The 18694-nt window shown below is 44.7% G+C and carries 16 protein-coding genes and 1 pseudogene; 5 read left to right on the top strand and 12 right to left on the bottom strand.

What is annotated here, in order from left to right; all coding sequences use genetic code 11:
* Window positions 1-18: 18 nt before the first annotated feature.
* The 5 genes from asd to B3J29_RS03340 all read right to left on the bottom strand — a co-directional run bounded on the left by asd (window position 19) and on the right by B3J29_RS03340 (window position 5456).
* Window positions 19-870, bottom strand: a complete 852-nt coding sequence (gene asd, locus B3J29_RS03360) for an archaetidylserine decarboxylase (protein WP_005232744.1) — start codon at window positions 868-870, stop codon at window positions 19-21.
* A complete protein-coding gene (locus B3J29_RS03355; RefSeq protein WP_034580384.1) occupies window positions 867-1715 on the bottom strand; it encodes a sulfurtransferase in 849 nt (282 codons plus the stop codon). The genes asd and B3J29_RS03355 overlap by 4 nt, the downstream gene beginning before the upstream one ends.
* Before the next feature lie 178 nt (window positions 1716-1893).
* Window positions 1894-3099, bottom strand: a complete 1206-nt coding sequence (gene pncB, locus B3J29_RS03350) for a nicotinate phosphoribosyltransferase (RefSeq protein WP_005232748.1) — start codon at window positions 3097-3099, stop codon at window positions 1894-1896.
* 128 nt (window positions 3100-3227) lie between these two features.
* Window positions 3228-3755, bottom strand: coding sequence for an ankyrin repeat domain-containing protein (locus B3J29_RS03345; RefSeq protein ID WP_175966571.1), 528 nt, complete (start codon window positions 3753-3755; stop codon window positions 3228-3230).
* 186 nt (window positions 3756-3941) lie between these two features.
* On the bottom strand, window positions 3942-5456 hold the full coding sequence (locus B3J29_RS03340; RefSeq protein ID WP_175966569.1) for a catalase: 1515 nt from the start codon (window positions 5454-5456) through the stop codon (window positions 3942-3944).
* Between the two features lie 227 nt (window positions 5457-5683).
* On the opposite strand from B3J29_RS03340, the gene dtd reads away from it, so the two are divergent.
* Window positions 5684-6124 carry a D-aminoacyl-tRNA deacylase gene (gene dtd, locus B3J29_RS03335; protein ID WP_175966567.1) on the top strand — a complete coding sequence of 147 codons (441 nt, stop codon included), beginning with the start codon at window positions 5684-5686 and terminating at the stop codon, window positions 6122-6124.
* A 101-nt stretch (window positions 6125-6225) separates the two neighbouring features.
* Here dtd and B3J29_RS03330 read toward each other — a convergent pair whose 3' ends face one another.
* The 3 genes from B3J29_RS03330 to serB form a co-directional block, all read right to left on the bottom strand.
* Window positions 6226-6705, bottom strand: coding sequence for an SCP2 sterol-binding domain-containing protein (locus B3J29_RS03330; protein WP_004781417.1), 480 nt, complete (start codon window positions 6703-6705; stop codon window positions 6226-6228).
* A 140-nt stretch (window positions 6706-6845) separates the two neighbouring features.
* Window positions 6846-7181, bottom strand: a complete 336-nt coding sequence (aciT, locus tag B3J29_RS03325; protein WP_175966566.1) for a ciprofloxacin tolerance protein AciT — start codon at window positions 7179-7181, stop codon at window positions 6846-6848.
* Between the two features lie 417 nt (window positions 7182-7598).
* Window positions 7599-8819, bottom strand: coding sequence for a phosphoserine phosphatase SerB (serB, locus tag B3J29_RS03320; protein WP_004781413.1), 1221 nt, complete (start codon window positions 8817-8819; stop codon window positions 7599-7601).
* A 77-nt stretch (window positions 8820-8896) separates the two neighbouring features.
* Between serB and B3J29_RS03315 the strand changes: the two genes are divergently transcribed.
* Complete coding sequence (locus tag B3J29_RS03315) at window positions 8897-10150, top strand: hypothetical protein (protein ID WP_004781411.1); 1254 nt, start codon at window positions 8897-8899, stop codon at window positions 10148-10150.
* Window positions 10151-10245: 95 nt separating this feature from the next.
* Here B3J29_RS03315 and ppk1 read toward each other — a convergent pair whose 3' ends face one another.
* The 4 genes and pseudogenes from ppk1 to mhpT form a co-directional block, all read right to left on the bottom strand.
* Window positions 10246-12309, bottom strand: coding sequence for a polyphosphate kinase 1 (gene ppk1 / locus B3J29_RS03310; RefSeq protein WP_175966564.1), 2064 nt, complete (start codon window positions 12307-12309; stop codon window positions 10246-10248).
* A 177-nt stretch (window positions 12310-12486) separates the two neighbouring features.
* Window positions 12487-13434, bottom strand: a complete 948-nt coding sequence (locus B3J29_RS03305) for a bile acid:sodium symporter family protein (protein WP_034170262.1) — start codon at window positions 13432-13434, stop codon at window positions 12487-12489.
* Between the two features lie 107 nt (window positions 13435-13541).
* Window positions 13542-14171, bottom strand: a complete 630-nt coding sequence (gene pncA, locus B3J29_RS03300; protein WP_034170263.1) for a bifunctional nicotinamidase/pyrazinamidase — start codon at window positions 14169-14171, stop codon at window positions 13542-13544.
* A 233-nt stretch (window positions 14172-14404) separates the two neighbouring features.
* A pseudogene (gene mhpT, locus B3J29_RS03295) lies at window positions 14405-15611 on the bottom strand (3-(3-hydroxy-phenyl)propionate transporter MhpT).
* A 727-nt stretch (window positions 15612-16338) separates the two neighbouring features.
* Here mhpT and dapA point away from each other — a divergent pair.
* From dapA to purC, 3 genes are read left to right on the top strand one after another with little or no spacing between them, the layout of a single operon-like run.
* The gene (gene dapA / locus B3J29_RS03290; protein WP_008305869.1) at window positions 16339-17238 is read left to right on the top strand and encodes a 4-hydroxy-tetrahydrodipicolinate synthase; all 900 of its coding nucleotides are present in this window, start codon (window positions 16339-16341) and stop codon (window positions 17236-17238) included.
* 12 nt (window positions 17239-17250) lie between these two features.
* Window positions 17251-17856 (top strand): hypothetical protein, encoded by a 606-nt coding sequence (locus B3J29_RS03285; protein WP_004781397.1) that lies wholly within the window; start codon window positions 17251-17253, stop codon window positions 17854-17856.
* 38 nt (window positions 17857-17894) lie between these two features.
* The gene (gene purC / locus B3J29_RS03280) at window positions 17895-18614 is read left to right on the top strand and encodes a phosphoribosylaminoimidazolesuccinocarboxamide synthase (protein WP_004781395.1); all 720 of its coding nucleotides are present in this window, start codon (window positions 17895-17897) and stop codon (window positions 18612-18614) included.
* The last annotated feature ends 80 nt before the right edge of the window (window positions 18615-18694 follow it).

Raw genomic sequence — 18694 nt, 5'->3', positions numbered from 1 at the left:
AAGGGAGGCTTTGGGAACTTAAATAGTGTTACCTAGCGCCTCACCCATCAATACGGTTGAATTGGCTTTAAACTTCTCATCCCATTGCATCTTGTTTTCTTCAAACAGAATAACAGCGGTTGAACCTAGGTAAAAACGGCCCAGCTCGGCACCTTTTTCTAAGAAAAGATTATGCTGGTTTAGCTCAATACGGCCAGAGGGTTTTACTTTGCCAGTCGCTACAGTTTCAATGCCAGCCACAATCATCGCGCCAACTAGAACCACTGCCATACGACCAAGTTCGGTATCAAACAGACATACCATACGTTCATTACGGGCAAACAGGCCCGGAATATTTTCGGCCGTGGTCTGGTTGACTGAGAACAGTTCACCCGGTACATATAAAGTTTCAGTCAGAGTCCCGGAAAATGGCATATGGACACGGTGATAGTCACGTGGTGACAGATACACTGTCGCAAACTCACCATTCTTGAATGGCTGTGCCAGCTGTGGATCAGCAATCAGGTTTTCAACCGTAAACTTCTGACCTTTGGCTTGGAACACATCGCCATTTTCAATTTTACCCAGTTGGGAAATCGCGCCATCTGCCGGAGATACGATCGCAGTTGAATCAGCATCGACCGCACGCACCCCGGTTCTTAGTCCACGGGTAAAGAAATCATTAAATGATTTGAATTTTAAGGCATTGGTCTGCTCGGCAATCGACATATCAATCCCGTATTTGGTCTTGAACGCTGCGATCACGGCTGTTTTTACAATCGGATTTTCGCTGGCTGCAATTTTTCCCACCACACGGGACAGGCGATGCTGTGGCACCACTTTTTGGGCCTGGATAAACAGTTGTTGTTTTAGACGCGATGTGATGCTCAAGATGGCACCTCTCCTGTAGCGATTGGACTATCGAGGCGGTTGCCCCATTCACTCCACGCACCATCATAGGCTCGAATTTTCCAGCCGAATAAGCGACCCAGAATATAAGCCAGACCTGAACGGTGATGGGACTGACAATACACCACAACTGGTTGATCCAGATCAAATCCCAGTTGTTCCAGACGCTGCTGAGTACGTGGTAAAGGATGTAATTTTAAATGATTTTGCCGGTTAAGGGCAGTACTCCACTCAAAATGACGTGCGCCCGGGATGTGACCACCGCGTCGCGCGGCTAGACGCAGGCCAGTATATTCATCTTCTGTACGGCAATCCCATACCTGAATATTTTCATTTTCAATGAGTTGTTTTAGTTCATTATAATCGATCTGAAATTCAGCCTTTCTTTCAAGATTGACTGGAACCAGATGATCGACAGGTGTAAATATTTCCTGATCTGATGAAGTCGGTAGTCCTGCACCCAGCCAGGCATGAATGCCGCCATTGAGTAAACTGGTATTTTCAAAGCCCAAACAATGCAGGTTCCAGAGCAGACGCCCTGCCCACGCACCGCCTTCATCATCATAAGCCACGACATGATGTTCAGGAGAAATATTCAGATAACGGATTAAAGCTTCCAGCCCTTCCGCATCCGGTAACAGGCCCATGGCTGTTTCCTCCTGACGAACCAGCAGCTTGGGTTGCAGATGTAAGGCATGTGGAATATGCAATTGTTCATAAACCGACGCCCGGCTTAAATCAGCAATTCGAAGTTTTTCATGTCCCAAATGTGGAACCAAATCTTCTGCTTCAATCAGCAGACCAAAGTCAAAGGCGGAAGCTGTCATCTTAGTAGTTGTCATTGCGGTTAAATCCTTTTGATCTTAGCACAGCTCATTTTTTCAATTATGTTGTTTTTATCTAGATCCTTAGCATAATTTTAGCTAAAGCTAATTCAAGAAAGACCATCCTCTAAGAAAAAACCGCCTCATGATTGAAGCGGTTTTTTGAATAAAGCAGATATTTTTAGGCAGGTTCTGAGATATTGAATACCTGACGCAAATATGCCAGGAAGGTATCATTATCCGTCATGGTTTTTCCTGGACTATCGGAAATTTTCGCCACGGATTGACGGTTGCATTCCACCAGTTTCAATACGATATTTAGCGGTGTCTGTCCCATATCATTGGTTAGATTGGTTCCAATCCCAAAACTGACCTGGAAGCGATCTTTAAAGTATTGATGCAATTTCCAGGCTTTTTCCAGATTCAGACCATCACTAAAAGTCAGCATTTTGGTTTTGCTGTCAATTTTCAGCTTTTTATAATGCGCATAAGCTTTGTCACCCCATTCATAGGGATCACCACTGTCATGACGCAAGCCATCAAACAGTTTCGCAAAGTACAGGTCAAAGTCACGCAGGAAAGCATCCATACCGACTACATCAGTTAAGGCAATTCCAAGGTCACCACGGTATTCTTGCACCCAGGTTTCCAGGGCGGCTTTCTGGAAATTACGCAGACGCACATCTAACGCCTGAAAGGCTTGCAGAAATTCATGCGCCATGGTGCCAATCGGGGTAATACCCAACTCTTTGGCTAAATACACATTACTGGTCCCACGGAACACGTGTGGTGCAGCTTTATTGAATTCTTCGATGACATGCTTTTGCCAGTCAAAACTATAACGACGGCGGGTACCAAAGTCCGAGACCAGGAATGGCGGATCATTCGGATTCTGCGCGGCATCATACTGTTTTAAAAGTTCGATTTTGGCCTTAAGACGGCGCTCACCTTCAGCCCGGACTTCGGGTGTACGAATGCGGCTAAAATACAGTTCATTCACAATGGCCAGTACAAAGATTTCAAACATCATTGCCTGAACCATGGGGCCTTCAATAGTAATATCCAGGCGGCCTTCATTATCGATGGTGGCCTTAATAAAACGGCGTTTGAGCTGGAATAGTTCCAGATAATCCACAAAATCGCTTTTGATAAAACGCAGGCTGCGTAAATATTGTAATTCGTCTTCTTTAAATTTGAGCTGACACAGCAAATCCAGTTGGTGATTCAAATCATCCAGAATATCCGTCAGCGGATATTCCGTATCTTCCAGGTTGCGACAACGGAAATGATAGACACTATGCGTTTGTGGAAACTTGTGTAATACCACTTGTAGCATGGTGAATTTATACAAGTCAGTATCTAACAAAGAGTGGATAATTGGAGCCATAACTAAGGGAAATATCGCTGTGCTTATCCCGCATTAAAGCATAAAAGTTTAGGCAATATTGCAGGATTTACGTACAGCTAGCTGAATTATCGACAAAAGTTCAAGAAAATAAACTGCTTCCTGCTCGGTTATTTGACTGCTTTCAGCCCATTTTCCTGTTCCTTGATAATTTTCTGTAGCTGCTTTTCCTGACCGATCACCTTGGCAAATTCAGCTGTGGTTTTTTGTCCGGTTTTCTTGGCTTGGGCATCACAGTCGACCTGACGCAGCTGTTTGGCAATGGAGAATTCCATTTTAAACAAGGCGCCCATCAAAGCCGTATTGCCACGGTTGTCCCGGGCGCAGCGGTCTGCCCCTTTGGTCAGTAAGGTAGTCACGATACCCTGATGGCCATAATAGGTCGCCATCATCAACGGGGTATAACCATCTTGATTGCGTACATCGACTGGAAAGCCATGTTTTAAAAATTCATTGATCACTTCGCTATTGCCGATTTTAGCAGCAGCAAAAAACAGATCAATCAATTCCTGTTGTGAGGTCATCTGAACGCTTGCCGCAGTTTTTGCAGGGGAGACATTCTTCACTTCAGCAGCAGTTGCGAATGCGGAGCTAAAAGCAAGAATACTAGCTAAAAATGCGTGTGGCAGAACTTTCATGATGAACTCCAACAGAAATCGAAAGGAAAATTTAAGTCTTGAAAGACTCAATTGACCTGAGATGAAATAAAAAACGGAGTGCCTGTAAAACTCCCCCTAGGGTGCAGGAAAGGTTTGGAGTATTACAGGACTTTTTGGAGGTGATGCGCTATGCCCTAGTCACCAGTTCCTCAAGACCAATCGGAATTAGTCTTTTAATTTTGCAGCTTTGGCCTTAACGATGGCGATGTCGCCATTTACAGCTTTGGTCATACGCATACCGTAGTCCGCATCTGCCTTATAGAAGTAAGACAACATAATGTGCTTGGTTTCTGAATCTTTGACATTGCCCAGGTCAGCCGCCAGGTTCATGATCAGGTCATCTTTCTCTTTGGCAGTATAAGAGCGGTAAAGTTCACCGGCTTGCTTGAAGTTTTGCTCTTTGGTACCGATCTGCTGAACATGACCAGTCAATGGAGTTTCAACTGCACGCGCTTTTTCAGTCGCCGGTTTAGGCTCTTTACGGCTTGGCTCGTAGTTCACATCAGAGTCACGTTCAGACACATTCATGTGACCTTCCTGGTTGTTGTTGTTCACATTCACCACAGGACGGTTGACCGGAATTTGCTGATGGTTCACACCTAGACGGTACATTTGTGTATCTGAATAAGAGAAGATACGGCCTTGAAGCAAACGGTCTTCAGAGGGTTCGATACCTGGTACCAGATTACCTGGTGCAAATGCAGCCTGTTCAGTTTCATTGAAGAAGTTCTTCGGCATACGGTTCAGCGTCAATGTACCGACTTTTACTTCTGGAACCAGATTGGTTGGCCAGATTTTGGTTGGATCTAGCGGATCGAAATCAAAGCTGTTCAGATCTTTAGGATCAAGCACCTGAATATATAGATCCCATTTCGGGAAATTACCTGCATAGATGTTGTTATAAAGATCGTTGGTCAAGTGGTTGAAATCTTTACCTTGTTGAACAGCCGATTCTTTGACGTTCAGGCCCTTCACACCCTGTTTAGAGCGGAAGTTGAATTTTACGTACTTGTATTCGCCTTTGTCGTTATACAGTTTGTAGGCATGTACACCGAAACCGTCCTGTTCGCGGTAGCTGGTTGGGACACCTTGCTTGCCATAAACATAAGTCAGCATGTTGGTTGCCCAAGGCTGGCTAGACAGGAAATCAAACACACGGTTGGCATCTTGTACATTGGTGACCGGGCTTGGTTTCATCGCGTGGATGAAATCCGGGAATTTGATCGCATCACGGATAAAGAAGACTGGCGTCTGGTTACCGACCAAGTCCCAGTTACCTTCCTGAGTATAGAATTTGATGGCGAAACCGTGAGGATCACGTAGGGTTTCTGGTGAACCTTTACTATGAATGACGGTAGACATGCGCACAAAAACTGGAGTTTTGGTACCGGCCTTGAATAAAGAAGCAATTGTTACATCAGACAGATCTTTCGTAGTAACGAATTCACCATAAGCACCTGTACCACGTGCGTGAACCACACGTTCAGGAATGCGCTCACGGCCAAAACGTTGCAGTTTTTGAACCAGTTGTACATCTTGCAACAAAGTTGGACCTTGTGGACCTGCAGTGATCGAGTTCTGGTTATCACCGACAGGTGCCCCGTTATCTTTGGTTAATGGCGCAGCTTGGGCAGCTGTCACCGTTGCAAGCATTGCAACAAGTAATGAACGCTTAAACATTTCTAAGTCTCTCAATTTAATACCTTTCCTGCATGCAGCTAAGATACTTGAGAGCAAAAAATAGATAAAACAGATAATTTTTATGATTACGATCGTGTTTTTAGATAGTTTAAAATATTATCAATGATAATCAATAAATTAAGCCTGTTTTTTAGACATTATCTTAATAATAGATGAGTCTGATCTTGCTACAATGGCGGCAATTTTGAATCTGACTGAAATTGATTATGCGTGCATTATTACAACGGGTACTCGAAGCCAAAGTCGTGGTCGATGGTGAAACCACCGGAGAAATTGGCAAAGGTATTCTGGTTTTTCTGGGCTTAGGTAAAGAAGATAATCTGGAAAAAGGCAAAAAACTGATTGATAAAATATTGAAATATCGCTTCTTTGATGATGAGCAAGGCAAGATGGGCTGGAATGTCAGTCAGGCCGGTGGCGGTTTACTATTGGTGTCCCAATTTACCTTGATGGCGCAAACCCAAAAAGGCTTACGTCCAGATTTTGGTCCAGCCATGCCGCCAAGCGATGCCAAGGCCTTATATGAACAGTTGGTTGAATATGCGCAAAGCCAGTTCGAAAATGTACAAACCGGTATTTTTGCGGCCGATATGAAAGTGCATCTGATCAATGATGGACCGGTAACGTTTAATCTGGAAGTTGAATAAACCGTCATTGTTTCAGAATGAAAAAAAGCCCTCTAAATGAGGGCTTTTATATGATAATCCTCCCCTAACCCCTCCTTTAATTAAAGCAGGGGAATTAGCAGTTATTTACCAGTTTTCTCTTTAATAAACTGACGTGCCATTTTCACTTTATCTTTGACCGGTTTTGGCAGTTTAGGCGGAATCATTTTCGCAACCTGGTTAAACCAGACTAGCAGACCAAAATCACCTTCCATTTTAATCGTGCCACTTTGCATACCGGTCATGAATGCAGTCGGATCACCTTTAAGCAACGTTTTTACACCCTGTTCACTATCAGCAAATTGCAGCACAAAATCAGCTTTCTCTGCATCACCTGAAACGGTATCGATATGACCATTATTCACAACGATCTGACGTGCCATTCCCTCATCTGTTCCGATCTGGATACGGAACTGGCGTTCATGTACCAATTCAATAAATTTCGGACTGGTGCGTGCTAACTGCTTCATACGTAATGCAAGACCTGCGACCAGCAAATCAAGTGGATCGGTACTGAGGTCAACCAGAGGAAGTTTGAGCACAGGAATGGAGGACAGTTTCATGAAATTATGCCTATTCTAATTGTACGAAAATTGACAAATATCCTAGCATAGATCAAAGCTAGGCAGATGCAGGACTTTGTATCATATTTCTAAACGAAAAATGCACCCGCAGGTGCATTATTTCGCTGATATTAGAGAACTTAACGGCTAGATAGCTGCTGCTGGTCATCTTCATATACTGGTGTATGTTCGATATAACGGCGTTTAGCCAAAGCACGCTCTGCACGTCGATCTTCACGCAATAACAGTAAGGTCACTACGACCATCACGGCCGTTAAAGCTGTCAGATAGCTATATGTCATCGGGAGCTCAAACAAGGCTTGAGTACCTACTCGAATCACTTCGATCAGGCCCCAGGCCAGCATTCCCGCAGTCATAAAACTTAACCAGCGACGATAAGGCGAGAAGAAAACAGCAAGCACAGCCGCGGCGACTAAACTAAAGCCTACGAGAGTTGCTAGATTCGCTGTTACCATATAAACCCCTCCATCCAAAAGAACAGTGTGTATGCTTGATATTGCAACCGTACTACCTATTGAATTTCGTTAAATCAATAAAATGGAATGTGTTGATTTGTATCTCTATGCATGCATTATGCTGAGTTTTTTGCATAAAAAAAGTCCTGTTTTCTCCCCTTACGACATACTCTGTCGCGATATTATTTTGTCATTACATTTTTTATTTTCACAGTATTTGTGGATCAATTGCTGCGTCGATGTTGGCGTGTCATTACAAAATCATATGCCCTTTCATCGACTTAAAAAAAATATTTTCCGTTTAAGATGATCGGGGTATTTATAGACAAGCTGCGCCGTCCCTCGATAAAAGTTAAGCTAAAAATATAAAAAAACGCGACCCTAAGGCCGCGTTGGATTTTACCGCAAAGCTATGTATTACGCGCGGCTCAGATCTTTATCATGTACACCGAGCAGGTAGAGCACGCCATCCAGCCCCACACTGGAAATGGCCTGATTGGCATTCTGACGAACCAAAGGTTTGGCACGGAAAGCCACCCCTAGACCCGCAATTGAAAGCATTGGCAGGTCATTGGCACCATCACCCACAGCGATGGTCTGCTCCAGAGAAATTCCCATATTGTCGGCAATTTCACGGAGCAATAAAGCCTTGCGTGCGCCATCCACAATATGACCTTTGACTTCGCCTGTCACCACGCCATTCTGCACATCCAGAATGTTGGCATGAACTTCATCAATTCCTAGTTTGGCTTGCAGATATTCTGCAAAATACTGGAATCCGCCAGACAGAATCGCAGTACGGTAGCCCAGTGCTTTCAGGGTTGAAATCAGACGTTCTGCACCTTCAGTCACGGTCAGACGTTCTGCAATTTTTGGCAATACCGATGCATCCATGCCTTTTAATAAAGCAACACGAGCACGGAAACTTTGCTGGAAGTCCAGCTCGCCCTGCATCGCGCGTTCAGTAATTTCAGAGACTTGAATACCCACACCTGCTTCGATCGCCAGCTCATCAATCACTTCCTGCTCGATCAGGGTCGAGTCCATGTCAAAGCAGACCAGACGGCGATTACGGCGGTAAGCATTATCTTCTTGTACTGCCACATCGACATTCAGGTTATTCGACAGGCTTAAGCAGGCTGCACGCATGGCTGCTGCATCCAGCATCTGGCCTTTCAGACCAAACTGTACACAGGCACGTTTAGGGCCAGTATTGGAACCATCCAGCTCAGGACGGCCAGAAAGACGGGTCACGGTTTCAATATTGAAGCCCTGACTCGACACAATCTGGGTCACGGCTTGCAGATGAGAGGCATTTAATTCCGGGGCCAATGCCGTTACGATATAACGCGTGCGGCCGCCCTCTCTTACCCACTGTTCATATTCAGCAGCAGAGATTGGTTTAAAGCGCACTGTTAACCCGATATCATGTGCTAGAATCAGGATTTCCTTCATGGCTAATGCTGTTGCAGTTTGGTCATCAGACGATACAACAATACCTAAGGTCAGTTGATTATGAATGACCGCTTGCCCCACATCTAGAATCTGTAAGGAATGAGCGGACAAAACCTGCATTAATCGTGTAAATTGATTAGGCTGGTCGGGTCCTAAGAATGATATAAGAATGATTTCTCGCATGAATTGACTCGGGTCTGAGCTACAACTATTGTTAGAATCATAATCGAAATTGAACAGAATTGCCTTGGAAGTTTACGTTGAATGCGCCTAGACAAGGGCTATTTGCTAGCCTACTGATTGTAAGTTTTGCTCTGCATACCTTTTTACTGGTATTGGCAACGACTCACCAACTGAATGATAACCGTGTCAACCAGGGACAGCTCATGACGAGCCAACTGGTCACAGACAGCCTGGCGGAGCTTGAACCGGCGAACCGCGTTTCTCTGGCACTTCTGGCCAACCGTTATGCGACTAACCCAAGCGTTGCTTCAATTCGCATCCTGGATGCGAATGGTCAGGTTTTAGCCACTGGTGGGCTGACCAAGACCCGTAATGGGGAAGTTTTTGTCCGTGATGCCCTACAAAACGAGAAAAAAGTCGGTGTGATTGAAATCACCCTGATTGAGCCAAGTATTGGTGAAATTCTGCGGACTCAATGGCTTGCCATTCTGTTTTCTTTTATTATTCATGGTCTGCTTTGGGTCGGTTATCGTGCGGTAGCGCGTCCAAGCCGTACCGAGTATCTGGCACGTATCAATAATGAATCGCGACTGAAATTCGAGATTCAGACTTTGACTCAGGCATTGGAACAGGAAAAGCATAATGCCGCCCTCGCCATTGCCCAGGCACAGCAAGCTCTGAAAAACAAACCGAAAGAAAAAGACAGCAAACCGGTGGTACTGGATACCGATAGCCTGAGCTTGAACATTCAGTTCTATGATCCAAAACAGTTGCTGGATAGTGTGAATAAAACGGTATCGGTTCCTTATTTCAATTTGTGCCAGATTTTCCTGAACAAAGCCACTGAACTGTGCATCCAGCACTACAAACTGAACAGCACGGATATTTGTACCGTGCACAAGTTTGATGAAAAAGGTGCCAGTATCAGTATTGCGGCAGACAAGCCAGATGCCCTCGTCTGTCTGACCATGATCAGTTCAGTATTCCAGTTACTTTCGGAAGTCCTGTATAAGCGTTATCGTGAAGAAAAACGTTTTGTCCTGCAGACACGTAGTGCGATTTCTTCAGCTGTTGAAGAAATGCAGCTTAATTCAGTTCAAGCCGCAGAACGTCTGGTTCAGCAACTGGTCGCTAAGGAAAGTGCACTGCATGTTCCTAATGCCCTGTTGAAACAAATCGCGGACCACTTTGAGCTGGTCAGCATGCCCAATCCGACCAATGTCCTGACCCGTCATGCTTTTGTGGTGAATGGGATGGATGCTGAAAGCGCCGAGCTGGCACAGACTTTTAGAACCGAAATTCTAAAATCCAAACAATCCAAAGCCTCATAAATGTCCCTGAATGTTGCAATTAAAAAAAGCCGGATCCAATATCCGGCTTTTTGATGGGTACAAAACAAATACGCCAGCGTGTCTTGGACTACCCTTTAAATTTTTAACTGTTTTTGTTCCAGCAGATATTGCTGGGCATTATAAGGCTGGGCCGGATCCTGACAGGGGACTTTATGCCACTGACCCTCGGCATCTAACTCCCATGCATTTTGACAATCTTTTAAATAGCTGATCAGGCCATCTTTATAAATCCGTTTTTTCAGCTCTGGATCCAGCACCGGGAAACAGGTTTCGACCCTGGAAAACAGGTTGCGCCCCATCCAGTCGGCACTGGCACAATACAGTTTCTTGGCGCCGCCATGTTCAAAATAATAAACCCGGGTATGTTCCAGGAAACGTCCAACGATTGAACGGACCTGGATATTTTCTGACATGCCGGTGACTTGTGGAATCAGGCAGCAGATTGAACGCACAATGAGGTCAATTTTCACCCCGGCCTGTGACGCCTGATAGAGGGCAGCAATCAATTGCGGTTCAGTCAACGCATTCACTTTGATGATGATATGCGCGGCTTTTCCAGCTAGGGCAAATGCCTTTTCCTGCTCAATCAGTTTCAGCAGTTCGCTATGCAGGGTAAACGGTGCATGCAGCAAGGCTTTCAGTTTGGCCATTTTGCCCATGCCGGTCAGTTCCTGGAACATGCGGTGCACATCTTCACAGATATCCGGCTGTGTGGTCATCAGGCCGTAATCGGTATACATACGGGCATTCCCGGCATGATAGTTTCCGGTACCTAGATGCGCATAACGCAGTAGTTCCTGATTTTCACGCCGGACGATCAGAATCATTTTGGCATGGGTCTTATAACCGACGATGCCATAGACCACCACTGCCCCGGCTTCTTGCAGGATATTGGCCACCATAATATTGGATTCTTCATCGAAACGCGCCCGCAATTCAATCACGGCCGTGACTTCCTTGCCATTCCGTGCGGCTTCTGCCAGCACCTGAACAATTTCCGAATCCGGACCACTGCGATATAGCGTCTGCTTGATCGCCAGCACCGCCGGGTCCTTGGCCGCTTCGCGCAGTAAAGTAATCACCGGCTGGAATGAATCAAAAGGATGATGCAGCAGCACATCCTGTGCCTTTAAAATTTCAAAAATACTTTTCTGTTTACGGAAAATTTTCGGAATGACCGGACTAAAATGCGGATACTTTAATTCCGGACGCTCAAAGCTGGTACTCAGGCGGGACAAATTGATCGGTCCATCAATCCGGTACAGCTCCTGTTCCGTCAGATCAAATTCATCCAGCAAATAGTCGATGATGTTCTGTGGAGAGTCATTTTCAATTTCCAGACGTACTGCACGACCAAAGCGGCGCGAACACAGTTCATCTTTTAAAGCCAACGCCAGATCATCGACATCTTCCGACAATACCAGATCGGCATTGCGGGTAACCCGAAAGGCATAACATCCGGTCGCTTTCATGCCGGGAAACAAATCACTGATATGCTGCTGGATGATCGCAGTCAGAAAGATCTGGGTGGTATTGTTTCCGGTGACATCTTCCGGAATTTTAATCAGGCAGGGTAAGGAACGTGGTGCCGGCACAATTGCCATCTCGATTTCACGGCCAAAGGCATCTTTACCTTCCAAGCTGATAATAAAGTTCAAACTTTTATTCACCAAACGTGGAAAAGGATGTGAAGGATCCAGACTGATCGGGGTCAGTACCGGTTGCACTTCTTTGGCAAAAAAGGCTGCAATCCAGGCCTTATGTTTTTCCAGAAGATCCTGGTATTGAAGAAACTGAATCCCCTGCGCCTGGAGTTCAGGCAAAATTGCATGATTCAGAACCTCATACTGTTTGTTCACTGTGGCATGAATGGACTGGGACAGTTCTTGTAGAATCAGCTCGGTGGGTACAGCATCAGGCGTCCGGGTAGTCGCATTCAGATCTTGCTGTTTCATCAGCCCGGCAATCCTGATTTCAAAAAACTCATCCAGGTTACGGGAAAAAATAATCAGGAAGTTTAAGCGCTCTAAAATCGGTAAATTCGGATCGAGTGCTTGTGCCAAGACACGACGCTGAAATCCAAATAAGGAAAGTTCCCGATTAAAATAGGTCGCTGACGAATGCTGAAATTGTTCCATGCCCTCTCAATGCTGCTGATTACAGTCTGTTGTTTCACATCATTGAGGGGCGATCTTAGGCAGACTTCATGACACTTATGTTACAAAGCTCGATAAATCCATATAAATTAATATTTTAATTTTTCACCTTATAAAAAATCATGCTATGGCTCGTTGGGCGCCGTCATCAAATTGCAATTAAGTGTCCGTTTTTTCAGTTTGTCTGCCAGCCCAATAAGTGGCTAAAGCAGGTCCTGAAATATTATGCCACAGGCTGAAAATGGCACTTGGAACCGCAGTAATGGGAGATGCAGCAAAATGGGTTGCCGCCAAGGCCACACCCAGACCAGAATTCTGCATCCCCACTTCAATGGATACTGCACGACAGTCAATTTCTGCCAAGTGAAATATGCGACTGGCCCAATAACCCAGTAAATAGCCCATCCCATTGTGTAAAGCCACAAGCCCTAAAATCATTAAACCAGATTCCAGAATCTGGGTTTTGCTGCCGGCAATAATTGCCGCCACAATTGCGACAATGGCAATCACTGAAATTACTGGCATTACCTGGATATAGCCTTCTACCTTGGTTTTTAGAAGGGCGCGGATAATCAAACCTAAAATGATTGGAAACAGCACCACTTGCAGAATCGAAATCAGCATGGACAAGGCATTAATTTCAATCCATTGGCTGGCCAGCAGATAAAAAATTGCCGGAGTCAAAAGCGGTGCCAATAAAGTTGATACCGAAGTACACGCTACAGACAAGGCCGTATTACCTTTGGCCATATAGGTAATCACATTGGATGCGGTGCCACCTGGACAGCAGCCCACCAGAATTACACCAATCGCAATTTCAGCCGGAAGCTGGAATAGCTGACAGAGCAAAAAGGCTAACCCTGGCATCACCATAAACTGAGCCACGACCCCAATCGCGACGGCCTTAGGACTTTGCAAGATACTTTTAAAATCGCCTGGCGTCATGGTCATGCCCATACCAAACATGATCAGACCCAACATCCAAGGAATATAGGCGCGTAACCAGACGAAAAGATCCGGCAGCATCAGAGCAATCGCTGAAAATAGAATGACCCACAGAGCAAAGGTCTTTTGGACAAACTGGCTAAATTGAAGGAGTGCTGACATGGGGAAATCCAGGGATCATGAAAAAGAAATCAAGGCATCTGTGGATGCCTCAAAGTAAACAAACCATTGCATAATGGTAAATGGCCCTAATCGCCTTAAGTCAGCGCTTAGGCAGCATTAATAATATCTTTCAGATAAATCCGTTTTACACCCTGTGCCAGCATGTCCTGCCAGGCATGTTGTAGCGAACCATTCAGGTCTATGCCTTTGGTAGCATCCGCAATGACATAGGCCTTAAAGCCGAGTTTACAGGCATCCATCGCGGTCCAGGCCACACAAAAATCGGTCGCGATACCCACGATAAATACGGTATCAATGCCACGCTCCCGTAAATAGCCGGCCAGACCAGTACTGGTTTTTTGATCAGCTTCCATAAAGGCGGAGTAACTGTCGATATTTTGATGAAAGCCTTTGCGGATAATCAGTTGGGCTTGCGGAAGGTTCAGCTCCGGATGAAATTCAGCATCCTCAGTCCCTTGTACACAATGACTCGGCCAGAGGACTTGAGAACCATAATTCAGCTGAATCGTGTCATAGGCTGCTTGAGCAGGATGATTGTCTGCAAAGGAGATATGCTCTGCCGGATGCCAATCCTGAGTCAGTACAATATTCTGAAAGTACTGCCCCAATCGGTTGATATTCGGAATAATCTGATCGGCATTGGTAACAGCCAGATTTCCACCCGGGGTAAATCCTTTTTGTACATCCACCACAATCAGCGCCGCATTCTGCATCATTTTCATCCCTTGAAATCTGAGTTTGCATCCAAGCATAGCTTAAAACTAAAGAAAATTTTTAGCCCTTTAGGTAAAAATAGAATGACTCTGCATTCTGATAAAACGTATGATGAGTTAACTGTAAAAGCTATTGCTCTGCAAAACATAGACAGAATTTGTCTTTAGCTGAACTGATACTAGAAAATAAAAAGCCTGCATCAGTGCAGGCTTTTTGGATATTCATCTTTTTATTTTTAAACTTTGGTACGGCTGACCAGGAACAGCATACATACCGCAGAGATTACGATACATGGAATCGCTGCCGAGATCACCCCTGCTGCACCGAAGCCTGCTGTCAGTAGCTGACCCGCAATTGCAGGGCCAAGCATGGCACCGATATGACCAACTGCAGAAGCAACACCTACCCCTGTACCACGTACTTCAGTCGGGTAAACGATACTACCAAAGGCATAGAGTACGCCCTGACAACCAATCACGAAGGCACCTGCCAATGCTGCGGCCATGTACATCTGTTCAAGTGAGCTTGCACCGTTCAACGCTAATAAACCCGCCAGGATACCGCCGTACATCAACAGAATGACATACGCTTTTTTCAGGCGATCCGTCAGCATACCCAGAATCACGGTACCAATCGTTGCAGTCGCCATGAAATAGAACTGTGCAGTTGAACCATCTTTACGGGTGAAGCCCAGCTCCATAAAGAGTGAAGGCAACCAGCTCAACATGATGTACACCACTATCAGGGTGAAGAAGTAGCTCACCCAGATACACAGCGTACGAAGTAGGTTGTCAGAGTTAAACAAATCCTTGAATGAACCCTGAGGAGATGCTGCACGTTCTGCGGCTGTCTTGTTTTGTGCCTTTATGTATTCTTTAGATTCAGGCAGACACACCATCATCAGAGGAATCACAATGATGGGCAATAAACCACCCAAGTAAAAAAACATTTTTCCAGTTTGCACCGAATTCAGTTGCTGCGATTAAAGACAAGATTGCAGCACCCACTGGCATACCACAGTACATCAGGCCCACGGCACGTCCACGGTTTTGTGGAGCCACGGCTTCAGAAGCTAAAGTGATCAGAATCGGCATTGCACCGCCAAGACCCGCACCCGCCAGAAAACGAACTGCCAGCAAGCTGTGGAAACTGTTCACCCACACGGTACATAAGGTAAATAGTGCAAAAATTGTGGTTGACCAGATTAAAACTTTCTTACGACCAAGACGGTCCGCGAATCGACCACCGACCAGTGCACCAGGCAATAAGCCCAGAATCCCTGCACTAAAAAATACACCCAATTGTGAGCTATCAAGACCAAAGTGCTCACGAATACCAGCAGCGGCAATCCCGGCAGCCTGAATATCCAGGCCTTCAATCGCAGCGATCAGAAAGCAGATCCCTACCGTGATGATCGCGTGCTTATTGTCTGATTTTTCCATGGAATATCCTTGTTCAATCAGCGTTCAAAAGAGAGGCCATCATCTATGAGCCGCTAAAGAGAATTAACTACCAATAAGTTGAACAATTTGCTCGGATATACTGAAAAATCCAGAAAATTAATGACTTTAAGATGCTGTTCGATAAAGTCAAAAAAGCAATTAATGAGAAGTATTAAAATCCCAGTATTTTTGGATTTAGACTTATACATCAAACCCGGAAATTCAACAGTGAGAAAAATTCAGGGCCGATCACTAATACGAAAAAAAGATTAGTTCAGGCATTTTTGCTTTTTATTCATCATAAATGAGGTTTATTATTCGATATATTTTAGCTCTTAATTCATCAAATATAAATATTAATACTCCCCTAAAACGCCATAAAAGAATGTTTTCTAAATCTATTTAATTCACTTAAGTGACTTATTCTGTGTATTTTTTACTGAAAAAATGAATTCATTAGCTTTCATACTGCTGGAGGATAAAGGATGATTTGGACAGCAAAAAATCATAACGATTAAAACTTGATTGTTGCCTAGAGGCTTTGTATAAAGAATTCAGTGGCTTTTACTAAAGCATATTGTTCTTATGCGTTTGATCAGTCATAATTTGCATAAGCAATATTCAATTCAGTGCAAATCTATTGAATTTGCTACAAATCAAAATACAAACCCATCCCAAATATGTTTTCTCATTCTCTTCGGATGGACAAATAGGATAGTTTTTTAAAATGACTCAGCAAGCACAGACCATTCAGGGTTCCATTGTCGCAATCGTCACCCCCATGTTTGAAGATGGCAGCGTAGATTGGAAGGGTCTCGAGAAGCTGGTTGAGTGGCATATTGCAGAAGGCACTAACAGTATCGTCGCGGTTGGTACTACTGGTGAAGCATCAACGCTCAGCATGAGCGAGCACACTCAAGTGATCAAAGAAATCATTCGTGTTGCCAACAAACGTATTCCTATCATTGCCGGTACAGGCGCAAACTCGACTCGTGAAGCAATCGAGCTGACTCAGGAAGCCAAAGAACTTGGCGCTGATGCTGCCCTGCTGGTTACTCCTTACTACAACAAACCGACTCAGGAAGGTCTATACCAGCATTATAAAGCGATTGCTGAAGCGGTTGACCTACCTCAAATTCTTTATAACGTTCCAGGTCGTACTGGCGTAGATATGGCCAACGAAACCGTGATCCGTCTGGCAGATATTCCACAGATCGTGGGCATTAAAGATGCAACAGGTGATGTAGCCCGTGGTGCTGCCCTGATTGAAGGTCTGACAGGCAAAAACATGACTGTTTACTCAGGTGATGATGCAACTGCCTATGAGTTAATGGGTCATGGTGCCAAAGGTAATATCTCTGTGACTGCTAACGTTGCACCAAAAGTCATGAGTGAAGTATGTGCTGCAGCCATTGCAGGCGATGCGGCAGGTGCTGAAGAGCTCAATGCTCAGGTTGCAAATTTACACAATATTCTATTTTGCGAATCAAACCCAATTCCTGTGAAATGGGCTCTCCATGATATGGGCTTAATTGGTACAGGTATTCGCCTTCCATTAACACCACTTGCAGAACAATATCGCGCTCCGCTTCATGAGGCACTTGTAGAAGCGAGCGTCATTAAATAAAGAGCAACGATTATGCAATTACGTTTAGGACTTACCCTGGCACTTTCAGTATTCAGTTTAGCAGGTTGTAGTTCAATGGCCTTTAAAAACGGTACCTTGGACTATAAAGAGACAACCACGCTGCAACCATTACAATATCCTGAAGGGTCAATGGTTCGTCCTGCAACGCCTTTGTACCCTGCTCCGACCGTAGATCCGCTTGCCCTGGAAAATGCACCAAAGCTTGAAAATCAGCGTGGTAACCGCTTTGCGATGCCACGTCCTACTGCACAGCCAGTAAATTCAACTCAAGCAGATGAAACTCAAGAAAATTTTTCGGGAAAGCCGCAATTAGTCACTGACGGAAATCAAAATCCACTGCTCAAAATTGATGGAAATGCTGCTACAATATGGCAATACACTCTTGCCACGCTTAGCAGCCTTAACCATTCTATCGTTGGTCAAAATAAAGATCGTTATGAAGTAGCGATTCAGGTCGATCAGCAAACCTATGTTTTAAGACTCTCTCCCGCAGGTTCGAGTAACACCCTGGCTGTGTTTAATCCCGATAACAGTTTTGCCGACCGCGAAAAAGCAGCAGAACTGTTAAACCAGATTTACCAAAATTGGCCAGCCTAGACATTTTCTAGGCATTTTTTTTTGTAGAAGGTTCCCTCATGTTAAAACAAACCTTGCTCTATACTGGTAAAGCGAAATCTGTCTATACCACGGACAGTGAAGACCACCTGATTTTAGTTTTTCGTGACGATGCGTCCGCATTCAATGGCGAAAAAATCGAACAACTGGATCGTAAAGGTAAGGTGAATAACCGTTTTAACGCCTTCATCATGGAAAAGCTGGCTGCTGCTGGTATTGAAACTCATTTTGAGAAACTGCTGACACCGACTGAAGTGCTGGTGAAAAAACTTAAAATGATTCCAGTAGAATGTGTAGTACGTAACTATGCTGCGGGTTCTTTATGCCGTCGTCTTGGTGTAGAAGAAGGTAAAGAGTTAACGCCTCCAACATTCGAATTGTTCTTCAAGGATGACGCGCTAGGCGATCCAATGGTGAACGAATCTCAAGCGATTGCTTTAGGTTGGGCGACTGCTGAACAACTGGCAAAAATGAAAGAACTGACTTACCAAGTGAACGATGTGCTTAAAGCATTATTCGAAGCGGGTAATATGCTTCTGGTTGACTTTAAACTTGAATTTGGTGTGTTCCACGACCGTATCGTACTGGGTGACGAATTCTCTCCAGACGGCTGTCGTCTATGGGATAAAGACACCAAGAAAAAACTGGATAAAGACCGTTTCCGTCAAGGCCTAGGCGGTGTGGTTGAAGCGTACGAAGAAGTTGCAGCACGTTTAGGTATCAATCTTGAAGATATCTAAGCACTAATAATGCTTCAAAGAACCGGGCAAATAGCCCGGTTTTTTATTGTCTAATCTTATGATCGAAAAAATGAATTTTA

It is taken from the genome of Acinetobacter sp. UBA5984 (genome assembly GCF_002429925.1).
GTDB classification, from domain to species: domain Bacteria; phylum Pseudomonadota; class Gammaproteobacteria; order Pseudomonadales; family Moraxellaceae; genus Acinetobacter; species Acinetobacter variabilis.
Note: the sequence above shows the minus strand (reverse complement) of the source record. Positions and strands in the feature narration are given on the sequence as shown.

Excerpts from the sequence above, each read along its gene's own strand:
- B3J29_RS03355 (WP_034580384.1), bottom strand. The coding sequence starts at position 1,715 with ATGACAGCTTCCGCCTTTGACTTTGGTCTGCTGATTGAAGCAGAAGAT.
- pncB (WP_005232748.1), bottom strand. The coding sequence starts at position 3,099 with ATGGCTCCAATTATCCACTCTTTGTTAGATACTGACTTGTATAAATTC.
- B3J29_RS03345 (WP_175966571.1), bottom strand. The coding sequence starts at position 3,755 with ATGAAAGTTCTGCCACACGCATTTTTAGCTAGTATTCTTGCTTTTAGC.
- B3J29_RS03340 (WP_175966569.1), bottom strand. The coding sequence starts at position 5,456 with ATGTTTAAGCGTTCATTACTTGTTGCAATGCTTGCAACGGTGACAGCT.
- dtd (WP_175966567.1), top strand. The coding sequence starts at position 5,684 with ATGCGTGCATTATTACAACGGGTACTCGAAGCCAAAGTCGTGGTCGAT.
- B3J29_RS03330 (WP_004781417.1), bottom strand. The coding sequence starts at position 6,705 with ATGAAACTGTCCTCCATTCCTGTGCTCAAACTTCCTCTGGTTGACCTC.
- aciT (WP_175966566.1), bottom strand. The coding sequence starts at position 7,181 with ATGGTAACAGCGAATCTAGCAACTCTCGTAGGCTTTAGTTTAGTCGCC.
- serB (WP_004781413.1), bottom strand. The coding sequence starts at position 8,819 with ATGCGAGAAATCATTCTTATATCATTCTTAGGACCCGACCAGCCTAAT.
- ppk1 (WP_175966564.1), bottom strand. The coding sequence starts at position 12,309 with ATGGAACAATTTCAGCATTCGTCAGCGACCTATTTTAATCGGGAACTT.
- B3J29_RS03305 (WP_034170262.1), bottom strand. The coding sequence starts at position 13,434 with ATGTCAGCACTCCTTCAATTTAGCCAGTTTGTCCAAAAGACCTTTGCT.
- pncA (WP_034170263.1), bottom strand. The coding sequence starts at position 14,171 with ATGATGCAGAATGCGGCGCTGATTGTGGTGGATGTACAAAAAGGATTT.
- dapA (WP_008305869.1), top strand. The coding sequence starts at position 16,339 with ATGACTCAGCAAGCACAGACCATTCAGGGTTCCATTGTCGCAATCGTC.
- B3J29_RS03285 (WP_004781397.1), top strand. The coding sequence starts at position 17,251 with ATGCAATTACGTTTAGGACTTACCCTGGCACTTTCAGTATTCAGTTTA.
- purC (WP_004781395.1), top strand. The coding sequence starts at position 17,895 with ATGTTAAAACAAACCTTGCTCTATACTGGTAAAGCGAAATCTGTCTAT.